The following is a 17,277-nucleotide window of genomic DNA, read 5'->3' on the forward strand; positions in this document are numbered from 1 at the left end:
TCGCCGCGGTAGGAGGCGACGGACGGCCGCGGCCGGTCGTACGGCAGCTCCAGCTGGTCCGGCAGGCCCGCCAGGGCGGAGGTCCAGTAACCGAGCTGCCGCGAGATCTCGCTGTCGGGGGCGGACTCCTCACCGAGGACGTCACGCTGCCAGAGGCTGTAGTCGGCGTACTGCACGGGCAGCGGCTCCCACTCAGGAGCCTCACCGCTGGTGACCCGAGCCGCGTACGCCGCTGCCACGTCGCGCGCCAGCGGAGCGCGCGACCAGGCGTCGCTCACGATGTGGTGCGTCAAGGCGAGCAGTACGTGCACCTCCTCCGCGACCGCGAACAGCACGGCCCGGAAGGGGATTTCGGTGGCGAGGTCGAAGGGACGGGCCGCCGCTTCGGCCAACGCCTCGTCCAGCCCCTGCTCGTCGGTCTCCACGGCCGGAAGCTCTGTCCGGGTCTCGTCCATGGACAGGACGATCTGCCGGGAGCCGTCGGCGTCCTCAGTGAAGACGGTGCGCAGGCTCTCGTGGCGGGCGACCACATCGCCCAGCGCCAGGCGCAGCGCCTCCCGGTCCAGCGGACCGGTCAGCCGCAGCGCGACCGGGGCGTTGTAGGTGGCGCTGGGGCCTTCGAACTGGTTGAGGAACCACAGACGCTGCTGGGCGTACGACAACGGAACGCGCACCGGGCGCGGGTCCACCACGGCCACCCGACGGCGCACACCATCGGTCGCCAGGGCCGAGGAAATACCGGCGACGGTCGGGGTCTCGAAGAGCTGCCGGATGCGCAGCTCAGCGCCCAACGCGCTCCGGATCCGGCTGACCAGCCGAGTGGCCAGCAGCGAATGCCCACCGAGCCGGAAGAAGTCGTCATCGATCGACACCGACTCCACACCGAGAACCTCCGCGAACAAGTCGCACAGGATCTCCTCGCGAGGTGAGCGCGGAGTACGGCCTGAGGTGTCCTCCGGACCGTAGTCGGGCGCGGGCAGCGCACGCCGGTCCAGCTTCCCATTCGGCGTCAACGGCAACCCATCCAGAACCACGAACGCCGACGGCACCATGTAATCCGGCAACAGACCCGACGCATACTCCCGCAAAGCCGCGTCACCAACACCATCCGCCACCACATAGGCCACCAGACGCTGATCCCCAGGCCGGTCCTCCCGCACGATCACGGCCGCCTGAACCACATCCGGGTGGCCCCTCAGAACAGCCTGGATCTCCCCCAGCTCGATACGGAAACCACGCACCTTGACCTGATCATCAACCCGCCCCACATACACCAACTGACCATCCGCACTCCACCGCGCCACATCACCCGTGCGATACATCCGCGCACCGGCAGGACCATACGGATCAGCCGTGAACCGCTCCGCCGTCAGATCCGCACGACCCCAATAACCACGCGCGAGAACCACACCCGCCACATACAGCTCCCCCGCCACCCCCGGCGGCACCGGACGCAACGCCGCATCCAGGACGTAGGCCCGGGTGTTCCAGAACGGCCGGCCGATCGGCACCGCACCACCAGCAACCTCCTGACCCGGCTCGATCCGGAAATCCGTACAGTTGACCGTCGCCTCCGTCGGACCATAAGCATTCACCACCGTCACACCCGGATGCGCCAACCGCCACGACACCAACGCCTCACCCACCAACGCCTCACCACCGGTCATCAACATCCCCGACGGCGACACCACCCCCGGCAACGCCTCCAACAACCCCAAATGCGACGGCGTCACCTTCATAAACGACGGCCGACCAGCGTGGGCCGCACGCTCATCCAACTCACCCAACACCACCCGACCACCACTGACCAACGGCGTGTACAACCCGGTCACCGTCAGATCGAACGCCACCGACGAATGCAGCAACACCGTCCCCGACGCATCCGGATACACCACACGCGCCCGCTCCAGATACGCCCCCACCGAACGATGCTCAACCACCACACCCTTCGGACGCCCCGTCGAACCCGACGTAAAGATCACATAGACAGGCGTATTCAGATCCACCGACACCCGCACCGGCTCAGCCGACAACCCATCAGCCGCCGCCAGATCCGCGACATCATCAACCACCACAACCGGCTCTGCGTCGTCCAGAATGTGGGCCCTGCGCTCCGCCGGATACTCCGGATCCACCGGCACATACGCACCACCCGCCTTCACCACACCCAGCAACACCACCACCAACTCCACCGACCGCGGCAACACCACCCCCACAAACCGCTCCGGCCCCACACCCCGCCCCATCAACCACCGAGCCACCCGATTCGACCACGCATCCAACTCCGCATACGACACCTCACGCCCACCACACACCACCGCCACCGCATCCGGCGTCCGCTCCACCTGCTCGGCGAACAACACCGGCAACGACACACCCCGCACACCCCGCACCTCACCATTCCACCCCACCAGCACCCGCTCCCGCTCCACCGCATCCAGCAACTCCACCTCACCGATACGACGGTCAGGGTGCTCGGCGAGTGCGGTCAGCACACGCACGAAGCGGTCGGCGATGCTCTGCGCGGTGGCCCGGTCGAACAGATCGGTGCTGAAGTCCAACGCTCCCTCGAGCACCACACCCCCGTCCGCCTCGTCGTCCCGACGCTCAGCCAGCCGGAACGAGAGGTCGAACTTCGCCGCCCCCGCCTCCACCGGCTCGCCGGTCACCGCCAGGCCCGGCAACGAGGCCACCGCCGACGCCGCGCCCTGGTCCGTGTTGTTCAGCGTGAGCATCGTCTGGAAGAGCGGGTGCCGGGACAGCGAACGCTCCGGATTGACCACTTCGACGAGCCGCTCGAAGGGCAGGTCCTGATGCGCGTACGCCTCCAGGTCACGCACCCGCACCCGCTCGATCAGCTCCGCGAACGTCGGATCGCCGGACGTGTCCGTCCGCAGCACCAGCGTGTTGACGAAGAAACCGACGAGATCGTCCAGCGCGTCATCGGTACGCCCGGCGACCGGTGTGCCCAGCGGGATGTCCGTTCCGCCGCCCAGCCGTGTCAGCAACGCCGACAGCGCCGCCTGCACCACCATGAACAGGCTGGCCCGGGACTCACCGGCGATCCGCGTCAGCCGCTGGTACAGCTCGGGAGCGAGGTCGAGGGTGACGGCGTCACCCTGGTAGGAGGACACCGCCGGGCGGGGACGGTCGAAGGGCAGCGACAACTCCTCCGGAACGTCGGCCAACGCCGCCTTCCAGTAGGTCAGCTGGCGGTTGATCTCACTGTCGGCATCGTCCTCAGCGCCCAGCAGTTCACGCTGCCAGAGGCTGTAGTCCGCGTACTGAACAGGCAGCGGTTCCCACGCGGGAGCGTCACCGGTGGCCACGCGAGCCGCGTACGCCGACGTCAGATCACGGGCCAAGGGGCCCATCGACCACGCGTCACTCGCGATGTGATGCGCCACGACCAACAACACGTACTCGTCCCCGCCGAGCTCGAACAACCACGCCCGCAGGGGGGCTTCGGACCGCAGGTCGAAGGCGTGGCGGGCCGCATCGAGGAGTTCGGCACGCAGACGGGTCTCGTCGGTCCGGGCAACGCTGAGCTGGACCTCGACGGTGTCGAGGATCATCTGGTACGGGCCGTCGGCGTCCTCGGCGAAGACCGTGCGCAGGCTCTCGTGCCGGGCCACCACATCACCCAGCGCCCGCCGCAGTGCGCCGTGGTCCAGCGCGCCCGTCAGCCGCAACGCCACCGGAATGTTGTACGTCGCACTCGGCCCCTCGAACTGATGCAGGAACCACAGACGCTGCTGCGCCAACGACAACGGCAACCGCGCCGGCCGCGGCACCACCGCACGCAGCGGGGACCGCGCCGTCGCCGAGGCGTCGAGTACGGCGGCGAGTTCGGCGACCGTGGGTGCCTCGAAGATCCGCCGCACCGCCAGTTCCACGTCCAGCACCGAGCGGACCCGGCTGACCAGCTTCGTCGCCAGGAGTGAATGTCCACCGAGTTCGAAGAAGTCGTCATCGATCGTCACCGACTCCAGGCCGAGGACTTCGGCGAACAGCCCGCACAGGATCTCCTCACGCGGCGAGCGCGGAGCACGGCCGCCCGTCGAGCCCGGACCGTAGTCGGGGGCGGGCAGCGCACGCCGGTCCAGCTTCCCGTTCGCGGTCAGCGGGAAGGACTCCAGCGTCATGAACGCCGACGGCACCATGTAGCCGGGCAGCTGGGCCGCCATGTGCGCGCGCAGGTCGGCAGTGCGCAGCAGGACGCCGGCGCCGCCGCTGTCCACGGCCGGGATGAGGTAGGCGACCAGGCGTTTGTCACCCGGCCGGTCCTCACGGACCAGCACCGCCGCCTGCGCCACCCCCTCACACCCCGCCAGCACCGACTCGATCTCACCCAACTCGATCCGGAAACCCCGCAACTTCACCTGATCATCAACCCGCGACAAGTACTCCAACTCACCCTCAACGGTCCACCGCACCACATCACCCGTGCGATACATCCGACCGCCCACCGGACCCCCGAACGGATCAGCCACAAACCGCTCCGCGGTCAGACCCGCGCGCCCGTGATAACCACGCACGACACCCTCACCCGCGATATACAGCTCACCAGCCACACCCACCGGCACCGGACGCAACCCACCATCCAGCACATACACCCGCGTATTGGCAATCGGCCGCCCGATCCGCGGCACACCCGCACCCACACCCTCCCGGGGCACCGGCCACACCGTCGACCAGATCGTCGTCTCCGTCGGACCATACAGATTCATCACCGACCCGGCCCGCTCCACCAACGCCACCGCCAAATCCCCCGGCAACGCCTCACCCCCCACCAACACCCGCACCCCCGCCAACACCGAACCATCCTCAGCCAACACCGCCCGCCACAAACTCGGCGTCGCCTGCATCACCGAAATCCCCTCAGCAGACACCAACCCACACAACGCCACCGGATCCCGCACCACATCCCGCTCAGCCACCACCACCGCCGCACCACTGACCAACGGCACAAACAACTCCAACCCCGCAATATCGAACCCCACCGTCGTCACCGCCAACAGACGATCCCCACCCACCAACCCGAACCGACCCGCCATCGACACCAAGAAATTCACCAACGACGCCTGCGGCACCACCACACCCTTCGGCCGCCCCGTCGACCCCGACGTATAAATCACATACGCCGCACGCGACAACACCGCCCCACCAACACCCGACAACACCTCCGCACACCCAAGCTCCTCAACCGTCGCCGGATCATCCAGCAGAAGCTGGGGCACCTCCAGATCGCTCGGGAGCGTCGAACGCAGTTCACCCGTGGTGAGGACGAGCGCGGGAGCCGCGTCCCGAAGCATGTACGCCAGCCGGTCGGACGGATACTCGGTGTCCAGCGGCAGATACGCCCCACCCGCCTTCCACACCGCCAACAACGCCACCACCAGATCCACCGACCTCGGCAACGCCACCGCCACAAACCGCTCAGCCCCCACCCCACGCTCAACCAACAACCGCGCCAAACGACCCGACCGAACATCCAACTCCCCATACGACAACGACACCCCACCCCCAACCACCGCCACCGCATCCGGAGCAACCGCCACCCGCTCCGCGAACAACTCCACCACCGACCGACCCGGCACCTCACACGCCGTGTCATTCCACTCGGTCAACACCGACCGCGCCTCGGCCTCATCGAGCAGGTCGACACGGCCGACGGGCAGCTCGGGGTCGGCGGCGAAGGCGTGCAGAACCCGTACGAAGTGGTCCAGGATCCGCTGGGCGGCGGGCTCGTCGAAGATGTCGGGCCGGTAGTTGAGCCTGAACAGCATGGTGTCGCGCGCGGAGCCGACCAGCATCAGCGGGTAGTGGGTGGCTTCGCGGTCCTTGCCGGGGACGAGGCGGACGGCGGCGCCGATGCCCTCGCCCGCGGTGGTGGCGCGGTCGACGGGATAGTTCTGGAACACCATGGAGGTGTCGAACAGCTCGCCGTGTCCCACCGCGCGCTGGATCTCGGTGAGTTCGAGGTGCTGGTGCGGGTTGAGCCGGGTCTGCTCGCCCTGGACGCGGGTGAGGAGTTCGGTGAGCGGTTCGGCGGCGCGCAGCCGTACCCGGGTGGGCAGGGTGTTGATGAACAGGCCCACCATCCGTTCGACGCCCTCGATCTCCGGTGGCCGCCCGGAGACGGTGGTGCCGAAGACGATGTCGTCGCGTCCGGTGTGCCGGCCGAGGACGATGGCCCAGGCGGTCTGCACGACGGTGTTGAGGGTGAGGCCGCGGCTTCGGGCGATCTCGGTGAGGGCGGCGGTGTCCGACCGGGAGAAGGAGGCGAGGACCTCGGCGGAGGCGACCGTGGTGCGGGCGACTCCGGGGGCCATCAGGCTGGGTTCGGCGAGGTCGCCGAGCGCCTCGCGCCAGGCGGTGCGCGCCGCCTCGCGGTCCTGTGCCGCCAGCCAGGTGAGGTAGTCGCGGTAGGGGCGCACGCGGGGCATGGCGCCGGCGTCGCCGTGGGCGTCGTACAGCGCGCACAGTTCGCCCATGAGGACGGGGAGCGACCAGCCGTCCAGCACCAGGTGGTGGTTGGTGAGCACCAGGCGGTGCAGCGATGCGCCGAGCCGGATGAGCGTGAAGCGCAGCAGCGGGGGCCGGGTGACGTCGAACCGTGTGCTCCGGTCCGCGGCCATGGCCTCGGCCACGGCCGCGGACCGCTCCTCCTCGGGCAGCGCGCTCAGGTCGGTCTCGGTCCAGGGCAGCGGGACCGCGCGCATCACCACTTGCGCCCAGTCGCCGTTTTTGCGCTGGCGGAAGGCGGCGCGCAGGATGGCGTGGCGGGCCAGGAGGGTTTCGGCGGCGCCGCGGAGGGCGGCCGTGTCCACCGGGCCCTCGATGTCGAAGGACGCCTGGACGACGTAGGGGTCGAGTTCGCCCTCGTCGTAGACGCTGTGGAACAGCAGGCCCTCCTGGAGCGGGGCCAGCGGCAGGATGTCCTCGATCTTCCGCGGGGTGCGACTCACTTCGGCCTCTTCTTCGTCTTCAGGTGCGTGTACGTCGTCGGATGCGGTCGGCTCGTCGTCGGCCGGGGCGCGGGAGGGTCATTCGAAAAGGTCGTCGAACTCGTCCTCGAACGCCTCGATCTCGTCCTGCGTGATCGAGGACAGGGAGACGTCGGAGGGGGTGAGCCCCCCGGCGTGGGGGTTCTGGGCATGGGCCACGAGGGCTTCGAGCGCCTGGAACCACAGGCCGGCGAGTTCCCGGACCTCGGTTTCGTCCAGGAGGTGGCCGGCCCAGGTCCAGTACGCGACGAGTTCCGATCCTTGCGGGGAGTCGTGCGTACGGGCGTTGAGCTCCAGGGCGTGGGCGAGCGGCAGATGCGGTGGATCGCCCGCCACGCCGTCGATGCCGATGAGCGGGGTCCAGTCGCCGGTCTGCCCGGCGGCGGTGGAGAAGCGTCCGAGGTAGTTGAAGGAGACCTGGGGGTCCGGCAGGCCCTGGAACCCCTCCGCCGTGCCGGGGTTGAGGTGTCGGACGAGGCCGTAGCCCATGCCCTTGTCGGGCACGGCCCTCAGCTGTTCCTTGATCCGCTTGAGGATGTCCCCCGCGCTCTGTCCGCCGGCGAAGGCGTCGGTGAGGTCGGCGGTGCCCGTCTCCAGGCGTACGGGGTACAGGTTGGTGAACCACCCCACCGTGCGGGACAGGTCGGCGCCCTGGACCAGGTGTTCCTCGCGGCCGTGGCCCTCCAGGTGGAGCAGCAGTCCGGGGTTGCGCCGCCAGCGCTCCCACGCCAGGGTGAACGCGGTCAGCAGGACGTCGTTGACCTCGGCGTTGAACGCGGCGGGCACCTGGGTCAGCACGGCTTCGGTGACGCCGGTCGGCAGGGTGAGGCTGATCCGGCCGGCGGTCGCGGTGGTGTCCCGGGCCGGGTCCAGCGCCCGGCGTCCGAGCCTGCGCTCCTCGCTCCGCAGTGTCCGCTGCCACCAGGCCGCGTCGGCGACCCAGGCCGGTTTGCCGGCCTCCTCGGTCAGCCGCTGGGCCCAGCGGCGCAGTGAGGTTCCCACGGGCTGGAGTTCCGGGTCGCGCCCGGTGGCGACGGCCTCGTAGGCTTCGGCGAGGTCGGGCACCAGGATCCGCCAGGACACCCCGTCCACGACGAGGTGGTGGGCGAGGAACAGCAGCAGGCCCGGTGTGTCCGTGCCGCGGTCGAACCACACGAACTGCGTGACCGTGCCCTGGTCCAGGTCGAGCCGGTCCCTGGCGGCTTCCCCCGCGGACCGCACCAGGGTGCCCAGCGCCTCGTCGTCGAGGGCAAGGCCGTCCGGTCCGGTGGCCGCCACGCGGTGGACGAGGGGTGCGGCGTCGACCGCGCCCGGTTCCCGGATCTCCATCCGGCGCTCCGGGCCGGTGGTGAGCCGGGCGCGCAGGGCGTCGTGGTGGTCCAGGAGGGTCCGCAGGGTCCGGGTGAGGGTGTCGGCGCTCAGTGCGGCGGGGGTCTGGAGGAGGACGGACATGTTGTACCCGTCCAGGTCCTCGCCGCGCGCCAGCAGCCAGTGGGCGATCGGGGTGAGGGGGACGTCGCCGATGCCGGCGCCCGGCTCCTCGGCGGCCGTGTCCGCCACCTCGGTGACGACGTCGGCGAGCGCGGCGACGGTGCGGTGCTCGAAGATGTCGCGGACCGACAGTTCGAGCCCGGCCCGCCGGGCGCGGCCGACCAGCTGGATGGACATGATGCTGTCGCCGCCGAAGTCGAAGAAACCGTCGTCGATGCCGACCCCGTCGAGCCCGAGGACCTCGGCGAACAGCCCGCACAGCGTCTTCTCCCGCTCGGTGCGCGGCCCTTGGCCCGTGCCGTCGGGGAGGGTGGAGGGGGCGGGCAGTGCGCGCCGGTCGAGTTTTCCGTTGGCGGTGAGGGGCAGTTCCTCCAGGACCGTCACGGCCGACGGGACCATGTAGTGCGGCAGGTGCTGTTCGAGGTGGCCGCGCAGGGTGCGGACGAGGTCGGCGTCCTCGTGGGGACCGTCCGGTACGACGTAGGCGACCAGCCGCGTGGTACCGGTGTCCTCGCGGGTGACGACCACCGCCGTGTCGACGGCCGGGTGGTCGCCGAGCACGGCCTCGATCTCGCCCGGTTCCACGCGGAAGCCGCCGATCTTCACCTGGTCGTCGGCTCGGCCCAGGAACTCCAGCTGCTCGGAGCCGGTCCAGCGGACGATGTCGCCGGTCCGGTAGATGCGGTCGCCGGGGGCGCCGAACGGGCTGGCGACGAAGCGTTCCGCGGTGCGGCCGGGCCGGTTCAGGTAGCCGCGGGCGAGCTGGGCGCCGCCGATGTAGAGCTCTCCGCGCACACCGGGCGGCACCGGCCGCAGGTCCGCGTCGAGCACGTACACCCGGGCGTTCCACAGCGGCTGGCCGATGGGCGCGGAGGACGGCCACTCGTCGGTGTCCGCGGGGAGGGTGGTGGACGTCGCCGCGTGGGTCTCGGCGGGGCCGTAGATGTTGTGCGCCATGTGCCGCCAGTCGCCCTGGCAGAACCGGCGCAGTTCGCCGCTGAGCCGGAACTGCTCACCGCCCTGGAAGATGTCGGTGAGCGAGTCGAGCGGTTCGCCGAGGTCCTCCGCGGCCGCGAGCACCGCGTCGATGACGAGCGTGGGCGCGAACAGCTCGTTGACCTCGTGGCGGGTGATCCAGCGGACCAGTTCGTAGGCGTCGCGCCGGACGTGTTCCTCGGGCAGGACGAGCGTCTTGCCCGCCACCAGTGCCTGGAGGATCTCCTGCACCGCGAAGTCGAAGGAGACGGCGAGGAACTGGGCGGTGCGGGTGTCGACGCCGCCGCTGTAGGTGTTGGTGTGCCAGGCGAGGAGGTTCATCAGTGACGCCATGGGCATCACCACGCCCTTGGGGGTGCCGGTGGATCCCGAGGTGTAGACGACGTAGGCCGGATGGCGCGGGTCGAGCGCACGGCCGCGGTCGGCGTCGGTGAGGTCGGCCGCCGGGGCGCCGGCGAGCGCGCGTACGGTCGCCGGGTCGTCCAGGACGAGAGGACGGACCGGCCCGGCGGTGCCCAGGAGGGGGCGGGTGGCCGCATCGGTGATCACGGCGCGGGGCGCACAGTCGTCGAGGACGGCGCGCAGCCGCTGCTCGGGAGCCGAGGTGTCGAGGGTGAGGTAGGCGGCCCCCGTTTTGAGGACCGCTACCAGGGCAGTGATCATCTCCGCCGACCGGGGCAGGGCGATCGCCACGATGTCCTCGCCCCCGACGTCCTGGGCCGCCAGCAGCCGGGCCAGCCGGTTGGCGCGGGCGTTGAGCTCCTCGTAGGACAGGGTGGTGTCCTGGGAGATCACCGCGGTGGCGCCGGGCGCCTGGGCGGTCTGCCGCTCGAAGAGCACGGGCACGGTCTGTGGCGGCACGGGGTGCGGGTCCCCGTTCCAGTCGTGCAGGATCTGCCGGGTTTCGACGGGCGTCAGGACGTCCAGCCGCCCGATGGGGCCGTCCGGTTCTGCCGTGACGCCTTCGAGCACCCGCAGCAGTCGTTCGGCGAAGCCATTGACGGTCTCGCGGTCGAAGAGGTCGGCGTTGTACTCGACGGCCGCGTGCATGCCCGCCGCCTCGCCCGTGGGCCCGTAGGTCTCGTCGAAGAAGAACGCGAGGTCGAACTTGGCGCGCCCGGTCTCCGGGGCCCGTACGTCCACGGTCAGGCCCGGCAGCCGCAGCACATCAAGGGCTTCCTGGTTGTTGTCGAAACCCAGCAGCACCTGGAACAAGGGGTGCCGGGCGAGCGAGCGCACCGGGCTCAGCACCTCGACGAGCCGTTCGAACGGCAGGTCCTGGTGTGCGTACGCGCCGAGGTTCGTCTCGCGGACCCGGCCGACGAGTTCGGCGAAGGTGGGGTTGCCGGAGGTGTCGGTGCGCAGCACCAGCGTGTTGACGAAGAAGCCGACCAGCTCCTCGACGGCGGCGTCGGTGCGGCCCGCGATGGGGCTGCCGATGGGTATGTCCGTACCGGCCCCGATCCGGGTCAGCAGCGTGGCCAGGGCGGCCTGCACCACCATGAACAGGCTCGACCGGGTGTCGCGCGCCAGGTCCACGAGGCCCGCGTGCAGCTCGGCGGGGACCTCGAAGGTCACCCGGCCGCCCTGGTGGGACTGGCGCGGCGGACGTGGCCGGTCGGTGGGCAGCTCCAGTTCCGCCGGCAGATCCGCCAGCGCCCGCTGCCAGTGGGCGAGCTGGCGGGAGATCTCGCTGTCGGGGTCGGACTCCTCACCGAGCACCTCGCGCTGCCACAGTGTGTAGTCGGCGTACTGCACCGGCAGTGGCCGCCACCGAGGGGCGTCGCCGGTGGTGACGCGGGCCGTGTACGCGGCCGACAGATCACGGGCCAGCGGGCCGAGCGACCAGCCGTCGCCCGCGATGTGGTGGACCACCACGACGAGGACGCGCTGGACGCCCTCCTCCGACTCGGCGGTGAACAGCCAGCCACGGACGGGGAGTTCGGCGGTCAGGTCGAACGGGTGGGAGGCCGCGGTGCGCACCTTGTCGTCCAGTTCCGCGGGCGCGACGGTCTCCTCGATCAGCTCCGGCCGTGCCTGCGGGGCGGGCAGGATGACCTGCCGCGCGCCGGCTCCTTCCTCCGCGAACAGGGTGCGCAGGCTCTCGTGGCGGGCGACGACATCGGCCAGGGCCAGGCGCAGCGCGGCGCGGTCCAGCGCACCGTCGAGCCGCAGGGTGACCGGGATGTTGTACGTGGCGCTGGGGCCTTCCAGATGGTGCAGGAACCACAGCCGCTGCTGGGCGTACGACAGGGGGATGCGCGGCGGGCGCTGGGCGGGAGCCACGGGACGCCGGGCACCGGACGCTTCGTCGATCGCCGCGGACAGCCCCGCGACGGTCGGGGTCTCGAAGAGCCGGCGGATGGAGATCTCCACCCCGAGCACCGAGCGCACGCGGCTGAGCAGCCGCACGGCAGACAGCGAGTGGCCACCGCGGGCGAAGAAGTCCTCGTCGATGCCCACGGAGGACACGCCCAGCAGTTCCGCGAAGATGGTGCACAGGATCTGTTCCCGCGGGCTGCGCGGAGCTCGGTACGGCGCGGCCCCCCGGTCCGGTCCGGCGGTCCCGGCCGGCTCCTCGGCGGGAGCCCCGACCAGCCGTAGCTCGCCGTCGTGGGACCAGCGGGCCGTCCGGCCGGTGCGGTACATCGTGCTGCCGCCCTCGAAGGGGCATGGCACCAGCCGGTCCTCGTGCGCGGCGTCGGGGCCGTCGGCGGGGCCGGTGCCGTCCGCGTCGGCCGGGGCCGGGCCCTCCTGCGCCACGTACAGCTGCCCGGCCACGCCCGGGACCACCGAGCGCAGGGCCTCGTCCAGCACATAGACCCGGGTGCCGGTCACCGTGTCGGGCAGGTCCGCCCGCGCCAGCGCGGCGGCCACTTCTGGACGTCCGGCCTGGCTCCAGTTCTCGACAACGGTCGCCCGCTCGGCCGTGTCGAATATCTCGGCCTCGGAGATCCGCAGGTCCGGCCGGTCGGCCAGGGCGGCCAGCAGTCGCAGAAAACGGTCCCGGAGGGCGCGGACCGTGCGGGGCTCGAACAGATCGGCGCTGTACTCCAGGTCGGCGGCGATGCCCGCGGGCCTTCCCTCGGTGTCGAACCGCTCGGTCAGCTCGAAGTTGAGGTCGAACTTGGTGTCCTCGATCGGCAGCCGCTCCAGCTCCGCGGCGAGCCGCGGCAGCCGGGCGACCTCGGCGACCGTGGCCCGGGGGTCGGTGTGGTGGAGCGACAAGGACACCTGGAAGAGGGGGTGGCGGGCGAGCGAACGCTCCGGGTTCAGCACCTCCACCAGCCGCTCGAACGGCAGGTCCTGATGCGCGTACGCGCCGAGGTCCGTCTCGCGCACCCGGCCCACGAGTTCGCTGAACGCCGGATCGCCCGAGGTGTCCGTGCGCAGCACCAGTGTGTTGGCGAAGAACCCGACCAGTTCCTCGACCGCGGTGTCGGTGCGGCCGGCGATCGGGGTGCCGATGGGGATGTCGGTGCCCGCGCCGAGCCGGGTCAGCAGCGCCGCGAGCCCCGCCTGCAACACCATGAACAGACTGGCGCGGGTCTCGCGCGCCAACGCGTAGAGCGCCTGGTGGAGTTCGGCCGGAATGCGGAAGGAGTCCTGGCCGCCGCGCTGGGTCAGCTCGTCGGTGCGCGCCCGGTCGACGGGCAGCGCGAGTTCGTCCGGGAGGCCCGACAGGGCCCAGGACCAGTAGGCGAGCTGGCGGGAGATCTCGCTGTCGGGGTCGGCCTCGTCGCCGAGCACCTCGCGCTGCCAGAGGCTGTAGTCGGCGTACTGCACGGGCAGCGGCTCCCACCGCGGGGCCTCGCCCGTGGTGACACGTGCCGTGTACGCCGCCGTCACATCCCGCGTCAGCGGCCGCATCGACCAGCCGTCGCCCGCGATGTGGTGCAGAAGCAGCAACAGTACGTGCTGGTCGGGACCGCATGCGAAGAGCGTGACCCGCAGCGGTGGCTCATGCGACAGGTCGAAGACGCACCGGGCCGCGGCGACCAGCTCGGCCGCGACCCGGTCCTCGTCCACCGTCCGGATATCGATGTCGACCAGCGCCTGGCGCGGTTCGAGGACGACTTGGGTGAAACCCTCCTCGTCCTCGGCGAAGACGGTGCGCAGGCTCTCGTGGCGGGCGACCACGTCGTCCAGCGCCAGGCGCAGCGCCTCCCGGTCCAGCGGACCGGTCAGCCGCAGCGCGCCGGGCGCGTTGTAGGCGGTGCTCCCGTCGCCCAGCAGATCCAGGAAGCGAAGGCGCGCTTGTGCGTACGAGACGGGGATGCGGGACGGACGTGGGGCCGCGGTCAGCGCGGGGCGGGGGGCGGCGGTGCCGGGGGCCAACCGGTCCAGGGTGGGTGAGATACCGGCGACGGTGGGGGTCTCGAAGAGCTGCCGGATGGGCAGTTCCGCGCCCAGGACGGTACGGATCCGGCTGACCAGTTTGGTGGCCAGGAGTGAGTGGCCACCGAGCCGGAAGAAGTCATCGTCGATCGACACCGACTCCAGACCAAGGACCTCGGCGAACAAGCCGCACAAGATCTCCTCGCGGGGCGAGCGCGGAGGACGGCCTGAGGCGGCCTCCGGACCGTAGTCGGGCGCGGGCAGCGCACGCCGGTCCAGCTTCCCGTTCGGCGTCAACGGCAACCCATCCAGAACCACGAACGCCGACGGCACCATGTAATCCGGCAACAGGCTCGACGCATACTCCCGCAAAGCCGCGTCACCAACACCATCCGCCACCACATAGGCCACCAGACGCTGATCCCCGGCCCGGTCCTCCCGCACGATCACGGCCGCCTGGGCCACATCCGGGCGGCCCCTCAAAACAGCCTGGATCTCGCCCAGCTCGATACGGAAACCACGCACCTTGACCTGATCATCAACCCGCCCCACATACACCAACTGACCATCCGCACTCCACCGCGCCACATCCCCGGTGCGATACATCCGCGCACCGGCAGGACCATACGGATCAGCCGTGAACCGCTCCGCCGTCAGATCCGCACGACCCCAATAGCCACGCGCGAGCACCACACCCGCCACATACAGCTCCCCCGCCACACCCGGCGGCACCGGACGCAACGCCCCATCCAGGACGTAGACCCGGGTGTTCCAGAACGGCCGGCCGATCGGCACCGCACCACCAGCAACCTCCTGACCCGGCTCGATCCGGAAATCCGTGCAGTTGACCGTCGCCTCCGTCGGACCATAAGCATTCACCACCGTCACACCCGGATGCGCCAACCGCCACGACACCAACGCCTCACCCACCAACGCCTCACCACCGGTCATCAACATCCCCGACGGCGACACCACCCCCGGCAACGCCTCCAACAACCCCAAATGCGACGGCGTCACCTTCATAAACGACGGCCGACCCACATCCGCCGCACGCTCATCCAGCTCACCCAGCACCACCCGACCACCACTCACCAACGGCGTATACAACCCCGTCACCGTCAGATCAAACGCCACCGACGAATGCAACAACACCGTCCCCGACGCATCCGGATACACCACACGCGCCCGCTCCAGATACGCCCCCACCGAACGATGCTCAACCACCACACCCTTCGGACGCCCCGTCGAACCCGACGTATAAATCACATACACCGGAAGCGACAGCTCACCCGCCACCTCTACCGGCTCAGCCGACAACCCATCAGCCGCCGCCAGATCCGCGACATCATCAACCACCACAACCGGCTCTGCGTCGTCCAGAATGTGAGCCCTGCGCTCCGCCGGATACTCCGGATCCACCGGCACATACGCACCACCCGCCTTCACCACACCCAGCAACACCACCACCAACTCCACCGACCGCGGCAACACCACCCCCACAAACCGCTCCGGCCCCACACCCCGCCCCATCAACCACCGAGCCACCCGATTCGACCACGCATCCAACTCCGCATACGACACCTCACGCCCACCACACACCACCGCCACCGCATCCGGCGTCCGCTCCACCTGCTCGGCGAACAACACCGGCAACGACACACCCCGCACACCCCGCACCTCACCATTCCACCCCACCAGCACCCGCTCCCGCTCCACCGCATCCAGCAACTCCACCTCACCGATACGACGATCGGGGTGCCCCGCCACCCACTCCAGCACCCGCACCAGCCGCTTCTGGTGGGCAACGAGTTCACGCTCGTCGTAGAGGCCGGGGTCGGCGTCGAATTCCACGCGGATGCCGGTGCGGGAGGCCGCCGTGCCATAGAAGTTGATCTTCAGGTCGTTGACGGGCCCGGTGGACAGCGGGTGGCCGATGGCCCGGGTGTCGCCGAAGGACAGTTCGTGGGCGAAGGCCAGGACGTTGAGCGTCGGGCCGAGGCGGGTCAGGCGGCCGCCGGAGAGCCCGAGTTCGGTGACGAGTTCCTCACCGCGGAAGCGCTGATGCCTGATGACGTCGGCCAGCGAGTGGGAGACGGATGCCACGAGTTCGGCGAAGGTGGTCCGCGAGGTGACGTTCACGCGGATGGGCAGGACGTTGACCATCACGCTCGGCGTGGTCAGGGACAGGCGGCCGGTGCGGCCGGCCAGGGGCAGCGAGAAGGTGAAGTCCGTCCGGCCGGTCATGCGGTGGAAGAAGACGGCGGTGGCGGCGATGGCGAGGGCGGGCCACTGCGCCTGGAGCCGGTCGCCCAGCGCGGTGAGCCGATCGGCCAGGGCGGTGGGCAGGGTGAGGATGCGGCGCAGGCTGCTGTGGGTGCTGCCGGTGGCGCGTCCCGCGAGTGCGAGCGGGTCGGGCAGGTCGCTGAACAGGTCGAGCCAGTAGGCCCGGTCCTGGGCGTGGCGGCGTGAACCCGGATAGGCCGCTCCCTCGTCGGCCACCCGGTCGAGGGTGACGAAGTGGGTCGCGGTGGGCTCGGCGCCGGTGGCCAGGGCGGTGTAGAGGGCCGCTACCCGGTCGGCGTACACGGAGTGGCCGAACCCGTCGAGGACGGCGTGGTGGTAGCGGTGGAAGTAGAAGGACCGGTCGTCGGCCAGGAGCAGCAGGGTCTGCTCGCTCAGCGGACCGTGCCCGAGGTCGAAGGGGGTGGCCATCTTCTCGTTCATCCACTGGTGCGCGGCGGCATCCGCATCCGCGGTGGCGCGCAGGTCGCGCACGCGCAGGGGCGTGGCCTCCGCGGCCTCGACGATCTGGTGCAGCCTGGTCTCCTCGCCGTGGGCTTCGGCCCCGGGGGGCGCGGTGTCCTCGGCGAAGTGCGACCGCAGCGCCTCGGTCTCCTCGACGGCCCGCCGTACCGCCTCTTCCAGGACGCCGATGTCGATCGGGCCGTCGATCTGGAAGTAGGCGCCGCAGTTGTAGAGGGGGCTGTCCGGCTGCAGTTGCTGGGCGACCCAGATGCCCAGCTGGGCGGCGGTGACGGGTCGACGGAGCGTACGGGCGGCGTCGGACATGAGGGGGCGGTCCTCTCGGTTCTGCCAAGTGGCGGACTGCGGGGGCGGAGGCGGTGGCGGATGCGGTGGACGTGCCCGTCAGGCGTACTGGGCCAGTTCCTTGACGAGGGCCTCGCTGAGTGCGTCGATGGTCGGGTTGTCCCACAGGAGCGTCGGGTCGAGGGAGATGTCGAGGTGGTCCTCGAGCTCTCCGGCGACGGACAGCACGTACAGCGAGTCGAGTCCGTAGTCGGAAAGCCGTGCGCCGGGGTCGATGGCGTCGGCGGGCCGCCCCAGGTGGGAGGCGACGCAGTTGATCAGCCATGTCCGCAGGCTGTCGACGGTATGCTGCGCGGCGCCGGGGTCGGTCATGGGTGTCTCCTCAAGGTGGCGA

At 70.3% G+C, this 17,277-nt stretch carries 3 protein-coding genes (1 of these 3 cut by a window edge); all 3 read right to left on the minus strand.

All coding sequences use genetic code 11. From position 1 onward, the window contains the following. Positions 1–6,971, minus strand: the 5' end (the start) of a protein-coding gene (locus tag PS467_RS01820; protein ID WP_311033639.1) for a non-ribosomal peptide synthase/polyketide synthase. The gene continues 13,675 nt to the left of window position 1, outside the view; 6,971 of the gene's 20,646 nt are visible here — the first part of the coding sequence; it begins with the start codon at positions 6,969–6,971; its stop codon lies beyond the left edge, outside the window. A 78-nt stretch (positions 6,972–7,049) separates the two neighbouring features. After that, on the minus strand, positions 7,050–16,904 hold the full coding sequence (locus tag PS467_RS01825) for a non-ribosomal peptide synthetase (protein ID WP_311033640.1): 9,855 nt from the start codon (positions 16,902–16,904) through the stop codon (positions 7,050–7,052). A gap of 78 nt (positions 16,905–16,982) precedes the next feature. Further along, complete coding sequence (locus PS467_RS01830; RefSeq protein ID WP_311033641.1) at positions 16,983–17,255, minus strand: acyl carrier protein; 273 nt, start codon at positions 17,253–17,255, stop codon at positions 16,983–16,985. Positions 17,256–17,277 lie beyond the last annotated feature (22 nt).

This window comes from Streptomyces luomodiensis (genome assembly GCF_031679605.1).
GTDB classification, from domain to species: domain Bacteria; phylum Actinomycetota; class Actinomycetes; order Streptomycetales; family Streptomycetaceae; genus Streptomyces; species Streptomyces luomodiensis.

Coding starts and splice junctions, on each gene's coding strand:
- PS467_RS01830 (WP_311033641.1), bottom strand. CDS start 17,255: ATGACCGACCCCGGCGCCGCGCAGCATACCGTCGACAGCCTGCGGACA.
- PS467_RS01825 (WP_311033640.1), bottom strand. CDS start 16,904: ATGTCCGACGCCGCCCGTACGCTCCGTCGACCCGTCACCGCCGCCCAG.